Genomic DNA, 17,744 nt, shown 5'->3' on the forward strand with positions numbered 1-17,744 from the left:
GCCCCCCCCCCCCCCCCCCCATCCCCCCCCCCCCCCCCCCCCCCCCCCCCCCCCCCCCCCCCCCCCGCCCCCCCCCCCCCCCCCCCCCCCCCCGGGCCTTCGCGCGCCGGCTCCTCCGCGCGCCGGGCCGGGGACGGCGGCCGGCCGCGGCACTTTGTCCCCGGTGAGGAAAAAGAGGCGGGTCCCCGCGCGGAAGGGGTTACGCCGCCCGGCGAAGGCCGCTAACTTCCTTGGAGCACACCGGTCATGTTCACGACGGCCGGTGACGTCACGGCGCGACGGCGCGCGCCCGTACTCCCCCCTTCGGCAGGACGGTCCGTCCTGCCGCCACCCCACACCCGGGAGACACCTGTGCGCACGAGACCGTTAGGACCACGTCCGCCGAGGCCCCGGCGGATCCGCTCACTGGCGCTCGCCGCGGCGTGCGCCGTCGGCTGCTTCCTGCCGGCGACCGCCGCCACAGCGGCGGAACCCGGCGCCGCGCCGCCCCCGGCGGCCGCGGCACCCGGGGACTTCCAGCAGGTCACCCTCGCCAAGGGGGTGGCCGAGACGGGCGAGCCGATGACCCTGGCGGTGCTGCCCGACCGCTCCGTCCTGCACACGTCGCGGGACGGCACGCTCCGGCTCACCGACGCCGCCGGCACCACCAAGGTCGCCGGCCGGCTGGACGTCTACAGCCACGACGAGGAAGGGCTGCAGGGCGTCGCGGTGGACCCGGGCTTCGCCGCCAACCGGCACGTCTACCTCTACTACGCCCCGAAGCTGAGCACACCGGGCGGCGACGCCCCGGCCGACGGCTCGGCGGCGGACTTCGCCCCCTTCGACGGCGTCAACCGCCTGTCCCGGTTCGTGCTGAGGACCGACGGCACCCTGGACCCCGGCAGCGAGAAGAAGATCCTCGACGTGCCCGCCTCGCGCGGCATCTGCTGCCACGTCGGCGGCGACATCGACTTCGACGCGCAGGGCAACCTGTACCTGTCCACGGGCGACGACACCAACCCCTTCGCCTCCGACGGCTACACCCCGATCGACGAGCGGGCCTCCCGCAACCCCGCGTACGACGCGCAGCGTTCCTCCGGCAACACCAACGACCTGCGCGGCAAGGTGCTGCGCATCAAGGTGAACGCGGACGGCTCGTACACGATCCCCAGCGGCAACCTCTTCCCGCCGGGCACGGCGAGGACCCGCCCCGAGATCTACGCCATGGGCTTTCGCAACCCGTTCCGGATGAGCGTGGACAAGGCCACCGGCACCGTGTACCTCGGCGACTACGGCCCGGACGCCGGTACCGCGAACGCCTCGCGGGGACCGGCCGGCCAGGTCGAGTTCAACCGCATCACCAGGGCGGGCAACTTCGGCTGGCCGTACTGCACCGGCGACAACGACGCCTACCGGGACCGCGACTTCGCCTCCGGCGCCGCCGGCGCGGCGTTCGACTGCGCCGCGCCGAGGAACACCTCGCCCCGCAACACGGGCCTGACCGACCTGCCGCCCGCCCAGCCGGCGTGGATCCCCTACGACGGCGGCTCGGTACCGGAGTTCGGCAACGGCTCGGAGTCCCCGATGGGCGGCCCCGTCTACCGCTACGACGCCTCCTCCCCCTCGGAGGTGAAGTTCCCGCAGGAGTTCGACGGCGACTTCTTCGCGGGCGAGTTCGGACGCCGCTGGATCAAGCGGATCGAGACCGGCGGCGACGGCGCCGTGCAGTCGATCAACGCCTTCCCCTGGAACGGCACCCAGGTGATGGACATGGCCTTCGGCCCGGACGGCGCCCTGTACGTCCTGGACTACGGCACCGGTTACTTCAACGGCGACGCGAACTCGGCGCTGTACCGCATCGAGCACGTCACCGGCGGACGCGCGCCCGTCGCCCGGGCGGCGGCGGACGTGACGTCGGGCACGGCGCCGCTGACGGTGTCCTTCTCCTCGGCGGGCAGTGCGGACCCCGACGGCGACGCGCTCTCCCACGCGTGGGCCTTCGGCGACGGCGCCACCTCCACCGGGGCCAACCCGTCGCACACGTACCGCGCCGACGGGCAGTACACGGCGACGCTGACGGTGACCGACTCCACCGGCAGGTCGGGATCGGCCTCCGTGCTCGTCACGGTGGGCAACACGGCCCCGAAGGTCACCCTGAACACGCCCCTGGACGGCGCGATCCACAACTTCGGCGACGCCATCCCGTTCGAGGTGACGGTGACCGACCCCGAGGACGGCTCGATCGACTGCTCCCGGGTCAAGGTCACCTTCATCGTCGGACACGACAGCCACGGCCACCCGCAGACCTCGGCGACCGGCTGCTCCGGCACCCTGCGGACCCTGGCCGACGGCGAGCACGACCCGAACGCCAACATCTTCGGCGTGCTCGACGCCGAGTACACCGACCGGGGCGCGAACGGCCAGCCCGCGCTCACCACCCACGACCAGCACATCACCCAGCCCTCCCACCGGCAGGGCGAGCACTACGGCGACTCCTTCGGGGTCCAGGTCGTGGACCACGCCCCCGCGCACGGCGGGAAGACGGTCGGCCACATCGAGAACGGCGACTGGATCTCCTTCACGCCGTACGCCCTGGGCAACGCGACCGCGTTCACCGCCCGGGTCTCCTCCGGCGGCGTCGGCGGCACCATCGAGGTCCGGGCGGGCTCCCCGGCCGGCACCCTGCTGGGCACCGCGGCCGTCCCGGTGACCGGCGGCTGGGAGACGTTCCGGGACGTCACCACCGCCCTCGGCGGCCGGCCGGGCGGCTCCACCACCCTGTACCTGGTGTTCAAGGGCGGCGCGGGAGCACTGTTCGACGTGGACGAGTTCTCCTTCACCACCTCCGGCGGGGGTGTGCCCGGTCCGCGGTCGGGTGAGGTGCGGGGGGTCGGCGGCAGGTGTCTGGACGTGGACGGCGGCTCCTCCGCGGACGGGACGAAGGTGCAGTTGTGGTCGTGCAACGGCACGGGTGCGCAGCGGTGGACGGTGGCCGGGGACGGTTCGCTGCGGGCGCTGGGCAAGTGCCTGGACGTGTCCGGCGGGGGCACGGCGGACGGGACGCGGGTGCAGGTGTGGACCTGCAACGGCACGGGGGCGCAGCGGTGGGCGGCGCAGGCGGACGGCACGGTGCGCAATCCGCAGTCGGGCAAGTGCCTGGACGCCTCCGGGGGCACCTGGAACGACGGCACCGCCGTCCACCTGTGGACCTGCCACACCGGACCCAACCAGAAGTGGACCCTGCCCTAGCCGCTCCGGAGAAAGGAGGCGACACCCATGCGCAACCACCTGAGAACGGCGGTCGGCCTGATGGCGGGCGCCCTGCTGTGCGCGGTACCGCAGTCCTGGGCGGCCCCGCCCGCCCCGGCGCCCCGAACGGCGGCGGCCGCCGCCGACCCGGCCTACGAGGTCCTGGTCTTCTCCAAGACCGCCGGATTCCGCCACTCCTCCATCGACGACGGCATCGCGGCCCTGCGGGAGCTGGGCTCCGCGAACGGCTTCACCGTCGACGCGACGGAGGACGCCCAGGCGTTCACCACCGGCAACCTCGCCCGGTACGAGGCGATCGTGTTCCTCTCCACCACGGGCGACGTCCTGAACGGCGCGCAGCAGACCGCGATGGAGCAGTACATCAAGGGCGGCGGGGGATACGTCGGCGTCCACGCCGCCGCCGACACCGAGTACGACTGGCCCTTCTACGAAGGGCTGGCCGGGGCGCTGTTCCGGTCCCACCCGGCGGTCCAGCGGGCCACGGTCGAGGTCGAGGACCGGGCGCACGACGCCACCGCCCACCTGGGCGCCACCTGGCAGCGCACCGACGAGTGGTACGACTACCGCACCAACCCCCGCACCACCGCGCACGTGCTGGCCTCGCTCGACGAGTCCAGCTACGCGGGCGGTTCGATGGGCGGGGACCACCCCATCGCCTGGTGCAAGGACTACCAGGGCGGCCGCGCCTTCTACACGGGCGGCGGGCACACCGACGAGTCCTACGCCGAACCCGCGTTCCGCCGCCACCTGCTGGGCGGCATCCGCTGGGCGGCGGGCATGACCGAGGCCGACTGCCGCCCCGAGACGGGGTACCGCCCCCTCTTCGACGGCACCGGCACCACCGGCTGGAAGCAGGCGGGCCCCGGCGGGTTCACCCTCGCGGACGGCACGCTCACCTCCCACGGCGGACTCGGCCTGCACTGGTACCAGGCCGAGGAGTTCACCGGCGACTACTCGCTGAAGCTGGACTGGAGGATGGACGGGGACGACAACTCCGGTGTCTTCGTGGGCTTCCCGGCCTCCGACGACCCGTGGTCGGCGGTCGACAACGGCTACGAGATCCAGATCGACGCCACCGACGCCCCCGACCGCACCACCGGCGCCGTCTACGGCTTCCAGTCGGCCGACCTCGCCGCACGGGACGCGGCGCTCAACCCCCCGGGCGAGTGGAACACGTACGAGATCCGGGTCACCGGGGAGCGGCTGGAGGTGTTCCTCAACGGCCGCAGGATCAACGACTTCACCAACACGGACCCGGCGCGCAGCCTGCGCCAGGGGCACATCGGCATCCAGAACCACGGCGACGGCGACGAGGTGGCGTTCCGCAACGTCCGGATCAAGGCGGCCGGCGGGGGTGTGCCCGGTCCGCGGTCGGGTGAGGTGCGGGGGGTCGGCGGCAGGTGTCTGGACGTGGACGGCGGCTCCTCCGCGGACGGGACGAAGGTGCAGTTGTGGTCGTGCAACGGCACGGGTGCGCAGCGGTGGACGGTGGCCGGGGACGGTTCGCTGCGGGCGCTGGGCAAGTGCCTGGACGTGTCCGGCGGGGGCACGGCGGACGGGACGCGGGTGCAGGTGTGGACCTGCAACGGCACGGGGGCGCAGCGGTGGGCGGCGCAGGCGGACGGCACGGTGCGCAATCCGCAGTCGGGCAAGTGCCTGGACGCCTCCGGGGGCACCTGGAACGACGGCACCGCCGTCCACCTGTGGACCTGTCACACCGGACCCAACCAGAAGTGGACCCTGCCGTGACCGGGTGACCGGGTGACCGGGTGACCGCGGCGGCGGGGACGAGCGGGCCGGGGACGTGCTCCCCGGCCCGCTCATCCCGTCGCGTGCCGGAGGAACTCGGTCAGGGCCTTGCCCGGGCGGAACGCGGCCGTCCCGCCGTCGGGGTGGAAGCTGCCGAAGCTTCCCAGGTGGACCGTCTCCCCGCGGCCGAGGGCCTCGGCGATCGAACCGGGGTGCTCCACGGTCCCGAAGAGGGCGTCGAGCGTCCGTCCGACGTCCTCGGCGCTGAGCCGGCGGCCGTCGCCGTGGTCCGCCGCGTTGCCCGCGGTCGCCTCGATCAGCTGGGTCTTGTCCATGTGTCCTGCCTGTTCCGTGAGGAGCCGGGGAGCCGGGGAGCCGGGGAGCCGGAGAACCGGGGGCCGCAGCCCGTGGCCCCATGGTCGTGGCATCCGGTGACCGGTGCACCCGCTGGTGGGCGTGCGGGTGGAGGAGGGCGCCCGCACCCGCTCGTGAGCTGCGGCGCGGACGGAAAGCCCGCACCCTGGAGGGAAGGGCAGCGAGCTGTCCACCGCGCCCAGCGAGGGAGAACGGGATGGCGAAGAACCGCGGCGAGGCCGGGAAGCCGAAGAAGTCCGACAGGCCCGAGAAGGGCGACGAGGTCACCTGGAGCAGCCACGGCGGTCAGGCCGAGGGCGAGGTGGAGAAGGAGATCACCGAACGGACCGAGGCCGCGGGGCGCACGGTGGACGCCTCGCCCGAGGAACCCCAGTACCAGGTCCGCAGCGAGAAGTCCGGCAGGTCCGCGGTGCACAAGCCGTCCGCGCTCAGGAAGAAGGGGTGAGCCCGGTGGGCGACGCGGAGCGGAAGGAGACCTGGGACGAGTTCCGCGACGTGGTGAACATGAAGCCGGCCGACCTGGAGCGGTGGCTGGCCTCGGAGCAGTCGCGGAGCGCCGGGCAGCACGAGGACGGCGGCGAGTCCACGGGGCACGCCTCCGGCCGCCGCATCGTGGACATCCTGCGGGCGAGGAAGGGCGACCTCTCGGACGACGACTACCGGCACATGCGGAAGGTCGTCGGCTACGTCCGGCGGCACCTCGCCCAGCGGCCCTCGGGCGACGTGCGGGACACCCGGTGGCGGTATTCGCTCATGAACTGGGGCCACGACCCACTGGCGTGACCTCCGGCGGCACCGCGGGGCGGGAGCCGCCGGCCCCGTCCGCGGCTCCCGCCCTGCTCCACACCGGTGAGATCGGACCGGCGGGCCGCCGTCGGACCGCCGGATCCGCACCCGAGCCGCTTATCTGAATGTTCCAGTACCGGACCACGCAAGGAGCACCACCGTGCCGTCACAGCCGTCGGACGTCTCGTACACCGTGCCGGGGATGAGCGTCCAGGACAGTCGGAGCATCATCGAGCTGCTGCAGATGCGTCTGCACTCCCTCAACGACCTCCACCTCACCCTCAAGCACATCCACTGGAACGTCGTCGGGCCGCACTTCATCGCCGTGCACGAGATGATCGACCCCCAGGTCGACAAGGTCCGCGAGATGACCGACGACATCGCCGAGCGGATCTCCACCCTCGGCGGCGAACCCGACGGCACCCCCGGTGCGCTGGTGCGGGAGCGGACCTGGGACGACTACTCGATCGGCCGCGCCGAGGCGATCGAGCACCTCGGCGCCCTCGACCTCGTGTACACGTCCATCATCAAGGACCACCGCGAGGCCATGCAGGCGACCGAGACGTCCGACCCCGTCACCCAGGACATCCTCATCGAGCAGCTGCGCGGTCTGGAGCTCTTCCAGTGGTTCGTCCGCGCCCACCTCGAGTCGAGCGGCGGCAAGCTCAGCACGCGCGGCGCCACCACGGAGACCGACGCCGCCGACCGGGCCGCCGAACAGGCCCGCAAGCAGCCCTGACCCGGCGGCCGCGCCCCGCCCACCGGACGGCGGCGGCCCCCGCGAGCAGGCCGAGCAGGCCGAGCAGGCCGACCGGGCCGGGCGGGAGACGGCGGGCCCCTCCGCCGGTGCCGGTGGTCCGGCCGGGTGACACCCGGCCGGCCGTGTCCGGTGCGGGCCGGTGCGCGGCGTCCCGCGCGGGCGGCGGGGCGGCACCGGCCCGCGTCGACAGCCCCCGGGCGATCCGCCGCCACACGCGCTCCGGGGGCGCCGCCGGCAGGTCCACGACGTCCGCGGTGCGGGCGGCGGCCACCACGCGGGCCATGGCCCGCAGCTCGTCCCGGCAGCGGGCGCACACCGCGAGGTGCCGCAGGGCGCCCGCGTCGTCCGGGGCGGTGTGTCCCAGCGCCAGTTCCACCAGGTGCGCCGGATCGACGTGGCTCACCGCGCCCTCCCGTTGCTCGCGTCCGGACGGACTCCTCCGGCACACCGTCAGAATGCGGCCGGCACCGCCGTGACGGCGAGGCCGGCCGGACACCGTCCCCGCCCGGGGACGGGCGTGAGGACCGGGGCCCCGGCCCGGCGGCCGTCACCGCCGGGCCACCGGCGCGCCCGTCACCGCTCCGCCGCGGTCATCCGGGCCAGCCACCGGTCGGGGGAGTTCGGGGTGACGGCCGCGCCGCCGCCGGCACCGGGGGACGATTCCATGCCGCCGAGCGTCTGCGTCTTCAGGGCCAGGTTCTCGTCCTCGGCGCTGCCCCAGGCGTAGACGACGGTGCTCGTCCCCTCCTCGAGGCTCAGTTCGGCCGGGCCGATGGCCACCGTGTCCGTACCGGCGAGCACGACGTCGGTGTTCACGGTGCCCGCGTCGACCACGGCGGTCTCCTCCCGGGGGTTCTCCAGGCCGGTGAAGACCGGCTGTCCGCCCGCGCGGACGTCGACGGCGGGTGCGGCCGCGACGTGGCGCACCGTCAGCCGCGCCTTGCCGTCGTCGACCTGCGAGACGTCGTTGACGAAGGCCGTCAGCCGGGGTTCGCCCGCGGCGGTGAGGTGGGCGGCGATGGTGGCGTTCGCGCCCTCGGGCACCTCCACCTTCTTCTCCAGGGCGGGGGTGCCGTCCGGGCTCCGGCCCGCCTCGAAGACCTGGATGTCGTAGGTGCCGGCGTCGAGGGCCTGCGGATCGGTCACCGTGCCGGGCTCGAAGTCGCCGAGCAGTTCGTCGCCGTTGGCGTAGACGTCGACGGTCATCCCGGGGATGCCGTGGAAGACGGACACCATGGCCCGGTCCTGCTGGGCGGGGGGAGCCGCCGTGGCGGACGCCCCGACCCCGAGGGCCAGGGCGCAGGCACCGGTCGTGGCGACGGCGACGAGGGAGGTGCGGGAAGTCATGGGAATCATTCCTTCGGAGGGCTTTGACTGTTATCCGCTCTTGGTCCCGTTTCGCACCGAGAGGTCGCCGTGGATGCACGGGAGGCACCTTTTTCCGGACCGGTTCCCCGCCCGGTCCCCCGACCGGCTCACGGACCCGTCCCCTGCGCGCGGCCCTGTTCGATCGCCCCGCGCAGCCGGTGCAGACCGCGACGGGCGTGGCTCTTGACGGTGCCCAGGGGCATCCCGGTCCGTTCCGCTATCCGGGCCTGGCTCAGGTCCTCGTAGAAGGCCAGGCACAGCACGTCCCGCTGGTGCCGGGGCAGCCGGGACAGCTCGTCGACCAGGAGCACCCGGTCCAGGACCTGTTCCGGGGCCGCGGGCTCCGCGGGCGGGGCGGTGCCGCGGGCGGCCGAGTCCACGAGCGCCAGCCGCCTCGTCCGCGCGGCCAGCGCGTCGACGATCTTGCGACGGGTGATGCCGACGAGCCAGGCGCCCAGCGGACCCCGCTCCGGGCGGAAGCCGTCCCGCCCGCGCCAGGCGCCGAGGAACACCTGCTGGGTCACGTCCTCGGCCTCGTGGGGGTCGCCGAGCGACCGGACGGCCAGGGTGTGGACCAGGGGCCCCCAGCGCCGGTAGACGGCCGCGAACGCGTTCTCGTCGGCCGCGCGGAGACCGCGGGCGAGCTCGTCCTCGTACCGCGTTTCCGCCACGGGCGGGGCGGGGGCGCCGGTGGAACGCGTGTGCGTGCTCATGCCCCCAGTCTCGGGACGCGCGAACGACGCGGACAACATGCGTCGTTCGTGCGTCGTACGGTGGTCCCATGGACAGGAGCGGGGACCGGGGCGGCGACGGCGGCGGCCGGACCGGCGAGGACGCGCGGCGCGGCGGCGGGCTCACCACCGGCGAGGTGGCCAGGCGGCTGGGGGTGGCACCCACCACGGTCCGCACGTGGGACCGCCGCTACGGGCTGGGACCCGACGCGCACACCGGGGGCCGGCACCGGCGCTGGACCGCCGCGGACGTGGCGCGACTGGAGCGGATGTGCGCCCTGACGGCGACCGGGCTGCCGCCCGCCGAGGCCGCGCGCCTGGCGCGCGGCGGCACGTCGCCGGCCACGTCCCCGGCCCGGCGGGACGCCGCCCCGCCGCCGGGGGCGCCCGCCCGGGACCGCAGCCGGGCCGGCAGCGGCCTCCGGCTCGGTGACGTGCGGCAGGAGTGCAGGGGGATCGCCCGCGCCGCCCTGCGCCTCGACGCCACCGCCCTGGAGGAACTGCTGCTGGCCGCGATCGCCGAGCACGGCCTGGTCGCCGCCTGGACCGAGGTGATCATGCCGACGCTGCAGGCGGTCGGCCGCAAGTGGGAGAGCTCGGGCGAGCGGTACGTCGAGGTCGAGCACTTCCTGTCCTGGCACGTCTCCGGCGCGCTGCGGCGCGGCGCGCCCCCCGTGGCCGCCGACCGCCCCGGCGCCACCACGGTGCTCGCCTGCGTCCCCGGGGAGAACCACACCCTGCCGCTGGAGGCCCTGGCCGCCGCCCTGGCCGAACAGGGCCTCCCGGTGCGCATGTTCGGCGGCGCGCTGCCCGTGGAGTCGCTGGTCGCGGCGGTGCGCAGGACCGGGCCGGCCGCGGTGGGGCTGTGGGCGCAGTCCCGTACCACCGCGAGCCGCCCGCTGGCGCAGCACGTGGCCGCGATGGAGTGGGGGGTGCGCGGTGCCCGCCGCCGGCCCCTCGTCCTGACGCTCGGGCCCGGGTGGGCCGGGCAGGGCGTGTCCGGTCTGCCGCGTCCGTCGGGACTGGCGGAGGCGGTCGCGGCCGTGCGGTCGGCCGTGGCGGGGTGAGGGGAACGCGCGACGGGCCGCCGCCCCGCCGCGCTTCCCCGGGCGTGCGGGGCGTGCCAGGGCCTTTCGTCGGGATCGGGCCGGGCTCGCGGGGTCCGGTGCCGCACCTCGCCGCGTGGTCGTCGGTCGGCAGGACACCGCCCTGCCGCCCTCCTCCGCCGTGCGACGCACGGCACCGGACCCCGCCCCCCGATCCGGCCCGGTCCGGACGAAGGGCCCTAACGCCGGGCCCCCTGCGCCCGGCGGCGCCGCGGGCGGCCGGTGCGCCGCGAACTCCGGTGGGCGCTCATCCCCTTGGCGGCGGCCTGGGTGATGTTGCGGGCCATGCCGCCGAAGACGACGGCGTGGAACGGGGAGACCGACCACCAGTAGGCGTGACCCGGCAGGCCGCGCGGGTGGAACAGGGCGCGCTGCCGGTAGCGGGTGCGGCCCTCGGGGTCCGTCTCGGCGTACATCTCCAGCCACGCCAGGCCCGGCAGCCGCATCTCCGCCCGCAGCCGCAGCAGACGGCCCGGCTCGATCTCCTCCACCCGCCAGAAGTCCAGCGAGTCGCCGACCCGCAGCCGCTCGGCGTCACGCCGGCCGCGGCGCAGGCCGACCCCGCCGACGAGCCGGTCCAGCCAGCCGCGGACCGCCCAGGCCAGCGGGAAGGAGTACCAGCCGTGGTCGCCGCCGATGCCCTCGATCACCTTCCACAGCGCCTCCCGGGACGCGGCCACCGGCAGCTGCCGCTCGTCCTGGTACAGGCTGCCGCCGGCCCAGTCGGGGTCGGTGGGCAGCGGGTCGCTGGGCGCCCCCGGGACGCCGGCGGACGACCAGCGCGTGGCGACCTGCGCCTCCCGCACCCTGCGCAGCGCCAGGGCCAGCGCCTCGTCGAACGGCATCGGCAGGCCCGGGGCGTCCGGCACGTACCGGGCGATGTCGTGCTCGTGGCAGACGACCTCGTGCCGCAGCGACTCGGTCAGCGGACGGGCGAGGGCGGCGGGCACCGGGGTGACCAGGCCGACCCAGTGGCTGGAGAGGCCCGGGGTGAGCACCGGCACCGGCACGACGATCCGCGGCCGCAGTCCGGCGACGGCGGCGTAGCGGCGCATCATCTCCCGGTAGGTCAGGACGTCCGGCCCGCCGATGTCGAACGCCCGGTCGACGTCGGCCGGCAGGGCGGCCGAGCCGACGAGGTAGCGCAGCACGTCGCGGACCCCGACGGGCTGGGTGCGGGTGTGCACCCAGCGGGGGGTGACCATCACCGGCAGCCGCTCGGTGAGGTAGCGCAGCATCTCGAACGAGGCCGACCCCGAGCCGATGACGACCGCGGCGCGCAGCACGGCGGCGGGCACCGGGGCGTCGAGGAAGATGCGCCCCACCTCGTCCCGGGAGCGCAGGTGCGGGGAGAGGGCGTGCTCGGGTACCCCCTTCGGGGTGAGTCCGCCCAGGTAGACGATCCGGCGCACACCGGCGGCGTGCGCCTGCTCGGCGAAGATCCGGGCCGCGCGGCGGTCGGTGTCCTCGAACCCGGGGCCGGATCCGAGGGCGTGCACCAGGTAGTACGCGACGTCGACACCGCGCATGGCCGCGGCGACCGATCCGGCGTCCGTGACGTCCCCGCGCACCGCCTCGGCGTCGTCCGCCCAGGGGTGGTCGCGCAGTTTGTCCGGGGAGCGGGCCAGGCAGCGGACCCGGTGGCCGGCCTCCAGCAGCTCCGGCACCAGACGGCCGCCGATGTACCCGGACGCCCCGGTGACCAGGCAGTGCAGCCCCTCCGCGTCCCGTTGTCCGTCCGTGTCCACGGCCGTTCCTCCACACGTTCGCTCCGCGGTCGCTTCCGCGCCCTCTCCTTCGAGCATGGGGGCACGGGCGCGACCGCGCCCGTCACGGCGCCGGCGGCGGACCGTCCGACCGGTCGTCCCGGGACGGGGCGGCGGGTTCGGAGGGCTTGGGCGGCGGGGGGCGGAGCATGCTGACGGTGATGGACACGGCGAGGACGACGACGATGACGGCCAGGCTGACGGGGGAGGGGATCTCGGGGATGTCGGTGCTGATCAGCTTGTGGGACGCCTGGAGGATGAGCTTGACGCCGATGAAGGCGAGGATGACCGCGAGGCCGACGCCGAGGTAGTGGAAGCGGTCCAGCAGTCCGGCCAGCATGAAGTACAGGGCGCGCAGGCCGAGGATGGCGAAGGCGTTGCTGGTGTAGACGATGAAGACCTCGTCGCTGACGGCGAGGACGGCCGGGACGCTGTCGACGGCGAAGATCAGGTCGGCCGCCTCGATGGCGACCACCACCGCGAGCAGCGGCGTGGCCACGCGCCTGCCGGCCTCCTTGACGAAGAACTTCGTGCCCGCGTACTCGTCGCGGACCGGGATCACCTTCCGCAGCATCCGCACGGCGAAGCTGTGGCCCGGGTCGAAGGACTCCTCCTCGCCCTTCAGGAGCTTGTAGGCGCTGTAGAGCAGCATCGCGGCGAAGAGGTACAGGACGAAGGTGAACCGGTTGACCACGGCCACGCCCGCGGCGAGGAAGAGGGCGCGGAAGACCAGGGCGCCCATGACGCCGAGGAACAGCACGCGGTGCTGGTAGGCGCGGGGGACCTTGAAGTAGCTGAAGATCACGGCGAACACGAACAGGTTGTCGACCGACAGGCTCTTCTCCAGCAGCCACGCGGTGGTGTACTCGGTCCCCGCCGTCGTGCCCAGGACGAGGAAGACGACCGCGCCGAACACCAGGGCGAGCCCCACCCACCCCGCGCTCCAGGCGGCGGCCTCCTTGAAGCCGATGACGTGCTCATTGCGGTGGGCCAGCAGGTCCACGGCGAGCGACACCACGACCGTGACGGCGAACGCCACCCACAGCCAGACCGGGACATCGAGCACGCTGGACCACTCTCCCTCGCGATCGGTACGGGAACGCTCCGCCCCCTCTACAGGAGTGTGCGGCATTCCTCCTCGCGGGGCGCGCCGGATCCGGGGGTCCCGGGCAGGAACGTCACCTGTGGTGCCCCCGTGCCCGGATGGACGGCCACCTCGGCCCTGACGCCGTAGACCTCGGCCAGCAGCCGGGGGGTGAGGACCTCGGCGGGCGGGCCCGAGGCGGTGACCCGGCCGTCGCGCAGCACGTAGAGCCGGTCGCAGTGGGAGGCGGCCAGGTTGAGGTCGTGCAGGGCCACCAGGACGGTGGCCGGAAGCCGGCGCAGCGCGCCGAGGACGTCCAACTGGTGGCGGATGTCGAGGTGATTGGTCGGCTCGTCCAGCACGAGCAGGGAGGGCTGCTGGGCGAGGGCGCGGGCGATGAGCACGCGTTGGCGTTCGCCGCCGGAGAGCCGGTCGAAGCCGCGTTCGGCCAGTCCGGTGGCGTCCACCGCGGCGAGGGCCGCCTCGATCAGCTCGGCGTCCTCGGGGGTGTCGCCGTCGAGCAGCCGCTTGTGCGGGGTGCGGCCCATCGCGACGACCTCCCGGACGCTGAGGTCGACCCCGGCGCCCGGCTCCTGCACCACCGCCGCGACGGTGCGGGCCAGCCGCCGCACGGGCAGCGACCAGGCGTCGGCGCCGTCGACGCGGACCTGCCCGGCCTCGGGGCGCAGGACGCGGTAGACGGCGCGCAGGAGGCTCGACTTGCCGCTGCCGTTGGGACCGACCAGGCCGACGACCTCGCCGGGGCGTGCGGTCAGGGAGACGTCCTCGACCAGGCGGTGCGCGCCGGCGGTGAGCGTGACGCCGTCGACGACGAGCTCGGCCGCGCTCATGCCCCTCCCCGGCCGGTGCCGCGGCGGGCGTCGCGGCGCATCAGCCACAGGAAGAACGGGCCGCCGCACAGCGCCGTGAGCACCCCGACGGGGATCTCCACGGGCGCGGCGACGGTCCGCGCGGCGACGTCGGCCCAGACCAGGAAGACGGCGCCGCCGAGCGCGGCCGTCGGCAGGACCCGGCGGTGGTCGCCGCCGACGAACAGGCGCACCAGGTGCGGCAGCATCAGGCCGACGAAGCCGATCGGCCCCGCCGCCGCGACCAGCACGCCCGTGACGAGGGAGACCAGGACGAACATGCGGGCGCGGAAGCGGGCCACGTCCAGGCCCATCGTGGTGGCGGCCTCCTCGCCGGCCAGCAGCAGGTTCAGGTTGCGGGCCTGCGCCAGGAGGACGCCGACGCCGAGCAGCAGGGCCGCGCCCGGCAGCCACAGGGTGCCCCAGGTGACGCCGCCGAGACCGCCGAGGGTCCAGGCGAGGACCGTGCGGGCCTCGTTGCCCCGGTCGGTGGTGAGCAGCAGCAGGTCCAGGACCGCGGTGAGCACCGACGCGATCGCGACACCGGACAGGACGAGCCGGGCCGAGGTGATCCGGCCGCCGGTGCGGGCGGTGGCGTAGACGAGCAGCAGCGCGCCCAGCGCGCCCGCGAACGCGGCGGCCGGCAGGGACACCGGCCCGAACACGCTCACCCCGAACACGATCACCGCGACCGCGCCCAGGGACGCCCCGGAGGAGACCCCCAGGAGGTAGGGCTCGGCGAGCGGGTTGCGCAGCAGGGCCTGCAGGGCGGTGCCCACGACCGCGAGCCCGGCACCGGCCACCACCGCCAGCAGCACGCGCGGCGCCCGCACCTCCAGCACGATGGTCTCCCGCGCCCGCGACCAGTCCGGCTGCGGCCGGTCGGCGCCCAGCGCGTGCGTCACGATGTCCCACACCTGGCCGGGCGGCACCCGGACCGAGCCGACGGCCAGTCCCGCCGTGACCGAGACCACGAGCAGCGCGGCGAGCACGAGGAGGGTCCCGGCGAGGGCGCCCCGGCCCGCGCGTGTCCCGCCCGGCCGGCCCGCGTCCTTTCCGCGCTCCCCGGCCTTTCCGCTCTTCCCCCTCTTCCGGTCCGGCCGCCGGCCGGCGGCCGGACCGGCGGACGTGTCCGCGGCGTCCGCGTCCGCGGCGGGGCGGATCACCGGAAGCTCTCGGGGTGCAGCCCGCGGGCCAGGTCCTCCACCGCGTACGCCGACCGGATGCCGACCAGCGTCGCGGTCAGCGGCAGGACGACGAACCGCTTGTTCCTGATGGCCGGCACGTCGGCGAGGGCGGGCTGGGAGAGGAGGAACTCCTTCTTCTGCTCGACGCCGCCGGCGCCGGCGTAGTCGTAGACGGCGATGACCTCCGGTCTGCGCGCGACGACCTGTTCCCAGGAGACGTCGCCGAAGACGTCGTCGAGGTCGGCGAAGACGTTCCTCCCGCCGGCCAGCCGGATCAGCTCGGTGCCCAGGCTCCTGCCGCCCGCCGTGAAGGCGGTCCTGTCGCCGCTGTCGTACACGAAGACGGACACCTCGGGCTCGTCCTCGACGGCGGCGGTGGCCTCGTCGACCCGGGCCCGGAGATCGGCGACCAGCTCGTCCGCCCGGTCGGACACGCCGAAGATCCTGCCGACGGTGCGGATCTCCTCGTAGGTGTCCTCCATCGTCACCCGCTTCTCGCCGCAGTACTCGCGGTTGAGGTGGGTGTCGATGCCGGCGTCGGCGAACGCCTGGCGGGAGCGGCCCTCCTGGTCGGCGAAGGCGCTGCCGTAGCCGCCGTAGACGAGGTCCGGCCCGGCCTCCAGGACCGTCTCGAACGACGGTTCCCTCTTCGCCAGTTCCGGGATCGCCTCGTAGTCCTCCCTCAGCTCGGGCAGGACGGCGGAGTCGGGGAAGGCGGTGCCGACCATGCGGTCCTTCAGCCCGAGCGCGAGCATGAGTTCCGCCGGGTGCTGGTGGACGGTGACGACGCGGGAGGGCGGCTTGTCGTACGTCGTCCGGACACCGCAGTTGTCGACGGTGACGGGGAAGCCCGCGGCCGGCGAGGCCGTCGCCCTCGTGTCCTCGGTGGTGTCCCGCGACGATCCGCAGCCCGCGGTCAGCAGGACCGCCGCCAGGGCGACGGCCGCGGCCGCGGCGCGCCGGGTCCGGCGGGTGCGGGCAGGGGAGAACAGCGGGGGACGGGACGCGCCGTCGTACACGTGAAGCCTCCTGGGGAGTCCGCGCTCCTCGGAACGGGCCCGCGACAGGCCAGTCTCCTGACTCCCGGATCGACGCTCCTCCCCCTGCCTTCCCGCGGCTCGCGCAGTGGCGTGTCGAAGGGGTGCACTCCCCGGTCACAGTGGCGGGACCGTGCCGGATTCGCACCGGCTTCCTGTCTCCCGTCGCGGTGATGACCAGGCGATAGTACGTTCCTTCCCGGAGCGGGCGAAAGGGCGGGGTTCCGGCCCGGCCGACCGCTCTGGCCTGATCACGTCTCGGAAACTCCGGCCTCCTCGGCCACACTTGACGCCCGGAGCCCCACCCCCCACCGCATGCGGACGACCAGTGCCAGGAGGCCACGGCATGCTCCCCGACGCGACGCCGGACACGGACGGCACGACCACCCCGCCCGCCCCCGGGCGGGGCCCCGCCGAGCGCGTCACCCTGCGCGCCGACCTGCGGGCCGCGATCCCCGACGCGAGTGCCGCCGTCGTCCTCACGGCGGCCGTGTTCGTGTTCTTCTGGGCGCGCATGGAGTCGGGCGACTCGGCGACGGTCGCGGTCATGCCGTTCATGGACGACCCCCGCACGTACTGGATGTACCTGCTCAGCCAGGCGTTCGGCTGGTCGGCGCTGCTGTGGGCGTGGGGCACGGTCATGCTCGGGCTGCTGCTGTCGGGGCCGCGCCCGGCCCGGCTGCCCGTCTCCCGGCAGGTCCTGGAGCGCTGGCACCGCACCACCAGCCTGACCACGACGGCGCTGATGGCCGCGCACGCGCTGATGTTCGCGGCCGAACTGGTCCGCTACGAGGCCCGGCTGGCGTGGGCCGAGCGGCTGTGGGTCGGTTTCGCGGACGCCTTCGTGCCCGGCTGGTACGACTCCGGGACCGGGAAGATCGCCATTCCGATCGGCCAGGGCGCCCTGTACCTGGCGATCCCCCTGGGGCTGCTGTTCTACGTCCGGCACCGCATCGGCGCGAACACCTGGCGGCGGATGCACCGCTTCGTGATCGTCGTGTACGTGCTGAGCGTGTGGCACACCCTGCTGTACGGCACCAACGTCTGGTACGGCGAGTGGCCGCGCACCCTGCTGTGGCTGCTGCAACTGCCGGTCGCCGTCCTGCTGCTGCTCCGGCTGCTGCGGCCGGCCCGCCGGGCGGAGCGGCTGGGCGCGCCGGGCGGGCGCGGGGGCGCCTCCCTGCCGGGCTGGGCGCTGCGCGCCGCGGGCCGGGTCGCCGCCGCGGCCGTCGTCGTCGGTCTCCTCGTCGTGGTGGCGTCCGGCCACGACGGCGGCCGGGAGCGCACGGTCGAACCGCCCGCGAGCAGCCCGCACGCCCCCGAGCCGGGGTGAGCCGTTCCGTGCCGGCCGGCGTCCGCCACTCCCGCCGGCACCCCTTCGGCGGTCGGCACGGGGCCCTTCGGGCTGTGCCCGCCGGGGGCGGCGGGCACAGGTCCCCTTCCCGTGTTCCCCGCCGCCCCCGGGAAGCGGCCGCGACCGCCCCGGCCGCTCGCGGGGCGCCGGGCCCCCGCCGCCGTGAACGGAATTGGTCCGGCACAGCCCGGAAGGTATGATCCCGGCGAACACTTCGTGTGCGGGACGGACCGCGCGAGCCTCGGACGGGGAGAGCGGGGAGTCTTGCCGGACAGCAGCATCCTCCCCTCGCGTGCGTGCCACCCGATCGGCGCAGCCCCCTG

16 protein-coding genes and 1 riboswitch are annotated in these 17,744 nt (G+C 74.7%); of the genes, 7 read left to right on the forward strand and 9 right to left on the reverse strand.

Features of this window, described 5'->3' with window-relative positions:
* Positions 1-351: 351 nt before the first annotated feature.
* The gene (locus ACZ56B_RS00590; RefSeq protein ID WP_468784768.1) at positions 352-3,228 is read left to right on the forward strand and encodes a lectin; all 2,877 of its coding nucleotides are present in this window, start codon (positions 352-354) and stop codon (positions 3,226-3,228) included.
* Positions 3,229-3,255: 27 nt separating this feature from the next.
* The gene (locus ACZ56B_RS00595; protein ID WP_468784769.1) at positions 3,256-4,998 is read left to right on the forward strand and encodes a lectin; all 1,743 of its coding nucleotides are present in this window, start codon (positions 3,256-3,258) and stop codon (positions 4,996-4,998) included.
* A gap of 71 nt (positions 4,999-5,069) precedes the next feature.
* Here the strand turns inward: ACZ56B_RS00595 and ACZ56B_RS00600 are convergent, their stop codons facing one another.
* Positions 5,070-5,333: an HU family DNA-binding protein gene (locus tag ACZ56B_RS00600; protein ID WP_468784770.1), complete on the reverse strand. Its 264-nt coding sequence runs from the start codon at positions 5,331-5,333 to the stop codon at positions 5,070-5,072.
* Between the two features lie 236 nt (positions 5,334-5,569).
* Here ACZ56B_RS00600 and ACZ56B_RS00605 point away from each other — a divergent pair, with 236 nt between their 5' ends.
* From ACZ56B_RS00605 to ACZ56B_RS00615, 3 genes are all read left to right on the forward strand, one after another.
* Complete coding sequence (locus tag ACZ56B_RS00605) at positions 5,570-5,818, forward strand: hypervirulence associated TUDOR domain-containing protein (protein ID WP_468784771.1); 249 nt, start codon at positions 5,570-5,572, stop codon at positions 5,816-5,818.
* A gap of 5 nt (positions 5,819-5,823) precedes the next feature.
* Entirely contained in the window at positions 5,824-6,156 is a 333-nt protein-coding gene (locus ACZ56B_RS00610) for a DUF3140 domain-containing protein (RefSeq protein ID WP_468785013.1), read from the forward strand.
* Positions 6,157-6,319: 163 nt separating this feature from the next.
* Positions 6,320-6,898: a Dps family protein gene (locus tag ACZ56B_RS00615; protein WP_468784772.1), complete on the forward strand. Its 579-nt coding sequence runs from the start codon at positions 6,320-6,322 to the stop codon at positions 6,896-6,898.
* Here the strand turns inward: ACZ56B_RS00615 and ACZ56B_RS00620 are convergent.
* From ACZ56B_RS00620 to ACZ56B_RS00630, 3 genes are all read right to left on the reverse strand, one after another.
* Positions 6,825-7,322 (reverse strand): hypothetical protein, encoded by a 498-nt coding sequence (locus ACZ56B_RS00620; RefSeq protein WP_468784773.1) that lies wholly within the window; start codon positions 7,320-7,322, stop codon positions 6,825-6,827. The genes ACZ56B_RS00615 and ACZ56B_RS00620 overlap by 74 nt on opposite strands.
* Positions 7,323-7,492: 170 nt before the next feature.
* A complete protein-coding gene (locus ACZ56B_RS00625; protein ID WP_468784774.1) occupies positions 7,493-8,266 on the reverse strand; it encodes a DUF4397 domain-containing protein in 774 nt (257 codons plus the stop codon).
* A gap of 128 nt (positions 8,267-8,394) precedes the next feature.
* Positions 8,395-9,000 (reverse strand): RNA polymerase sigma factor, encoded by a 606-nt coding sequence (locus ACZ56B_RS00630; RefSeq protein WP_468784775.1) that lies wholly within the window; start codon positions 8,998-9,000, stop codon positions 8,395-8,397.
* 68 nt (positions 9,001-9,068) lie between these two features.
* On the opposite strand from ACZ56B_RS00630, the gene ACZ56B_RS00635 reads away from it, so the two are divergent.
* Positions 9,069-10,085 carry a MerR family transcriptional regulator gene (locus ACZ56B_RS00635; protein WP_468784776.1) on the forward strand — a complete coding sequence of 339 codons (1,017 nt, stop codon included), beginning with the start codon at positions 9,069-9,071 and terminating at the stop codon, positions 10,083-10,085.
* 218 nt (positions 10,086-10,303) lie between these two features.
* Here the strand turns inward: ACZ56B_RS00635 and ACZ56B_RS00640 are convergent, their stop codons facing one another.
* The 5 genes from ACZ56B_RS00640 to ACZ56B_RS00660 all read right to left on the reverse strand — a co-directional run bounded on the left by ACZ56B_RS00640 (position 10,304) and on the right by ACZ56B_RS00660 (position 16,049).
* Entirely contained in the window at positions 10,304-11,872 is a 1,569-nt protein-coding gene (locus tag ACZ56B_RS00640; protein ID WP_468784777.1) for an SDR family oxidoreductase, read from the reverse strand.
* 82 nt (positions 11,873-11,954) lie between these two features.
* A complete protein-coding gene (locus ACZ56B_RS00645) occupies positions 11,955-12,956 on the reverse strand; it encodes a TerC family protein (protein WP_468784778.1) in 1,002 nt (333 codons plus the stop codon).
* Between the two features lie 47 nt (positions 12,957-13,003).
* The gene (locus ACZ56B_RS00650; RefSeq protein ID WP_468784779.1) at positions 13,004-13,825 is read right to left on the reverse strand and encodes an ABC transporter ATP-binding protein; all 822 of its coding nucleotides are present in this window, start codon (positions 13,823-13,825) and stop codon (positions 13,004-13,006) included.
* Positions 13,822-15,009: a FecCD family ABC transporter permease gene (locus ACZ56B_RS00655; RefSeq protein WP_468784780.1), complete on the reverse strand. Its 1,188-nt coding sequence runs from the start codon at positions 15,007-15,009 to the stop codon at positions 13,822-13,824. Before ACZ56B_RS00655 ends, ACZ56B_RS00650 begins: the two co-directional genes overlap by 4 nt.
* Complete coding sequence (locus ACZ56B_RS00660; RefSeq protein WP_468784781.1) at positions 15,006-16,049, reverse strand: ABC transporter substrate-binding protein; 1,044 nt, start codon at positions 16,047-16,049, stop codon at positions 15,006-15,008. Before ACZ56B_RS00660 ends, ACZ56B_RS00655 begins: the two co-directional genes overlap by 4 nt.
* A gap of 30 nt (positions 16,050-16,079) precedes the next feature.
* Positions 16,080-16,264: riboswitch (cobalamin riboswitch) on the reverse strand.
* Between the two features lie 149 nt (positions 16,265-16,413).
* On the opposite strand from ACZ56B_RS00660, the gene ACZ56B_RS00665 reads away from it, so the two are divergent.
* Positions 16,414-17,400, forward strand: a complete 987-nt coding sequence (locus ACZ56B_RS00665; protein ID WP_468784782.1) for a ferric reductase-like transmembrane domain-containing protein — start codon at positions 16,414-16,416, stop codon at positions 17,398-17,400.
* The last annotated feature ends 344 nt before the right edge of the window (positions 17,401-17,744 follow it).

This window comes from Streptomyces sp. NPDC034670 (assembly GCF_055574875.1).

Bases quoted from the DNA above. Each gene is read 5' to 3' on its own strand.
- ACZ56B_RS00600 (WP_468784770.1), bottom strand. From the start codon at position 5,333: ATGGACAAGACCCAGCTGATCGAGGCGACCGCGGGCAACGCGGCGGAC.
- ACZ56B_RS00595 (WP_468784769.1), top strand. From the start codon at position 3,256: ATGCGCAACCACCTGAGAACGGCGGTCGGCCTGATGGCGGGCGCCCTG.
- ACZ56B_RS00650 (WP_468784779.1), bottom strand. From the start codon at position 13,825: ATGAGCGCGGCCGAGCTCGTCGTCGACGGCGTCACGCTCACCGCCGGC.
- ACZ56B_RS00665 (WP_468784782.1), top strand. From the start codon at position 16,414: ATGCTCCCCGACGCGACGCCGGACACGGACGGCACGACCACCCCGCCC.
- ACZ56B_RS00630 (WP_468784775.1), bottom strand. From the start codon at position 9,000: ATGAGCACGCACACGCGTTCCACCGGCGCCCCCGCCCCGCCCGTGGCG.
- ACZ56B_RS00605 (WP_468784771.1), top strand. From the start codon at position 5,570: ATGGCGAAGAACCGCGGCGAGGCCGGGAAGCCGAAGAAGTCCGACAGG.
- ACZ56B_RS00625 (WP_468784774.1), bottom strand. From the start codon at position 8,266: ATGACTTCCCGCACCTCCCTCGTCGCCGTCGCCACGACCGGTGCCTGC.
- ACZ56B_RS00635 (WP_468784776.1), top strand. From the start codon at position 9,069: ATGGACAGGAGCGGGGACCGGGGCGGCGACGGCGGCGGCCGGACCGGC.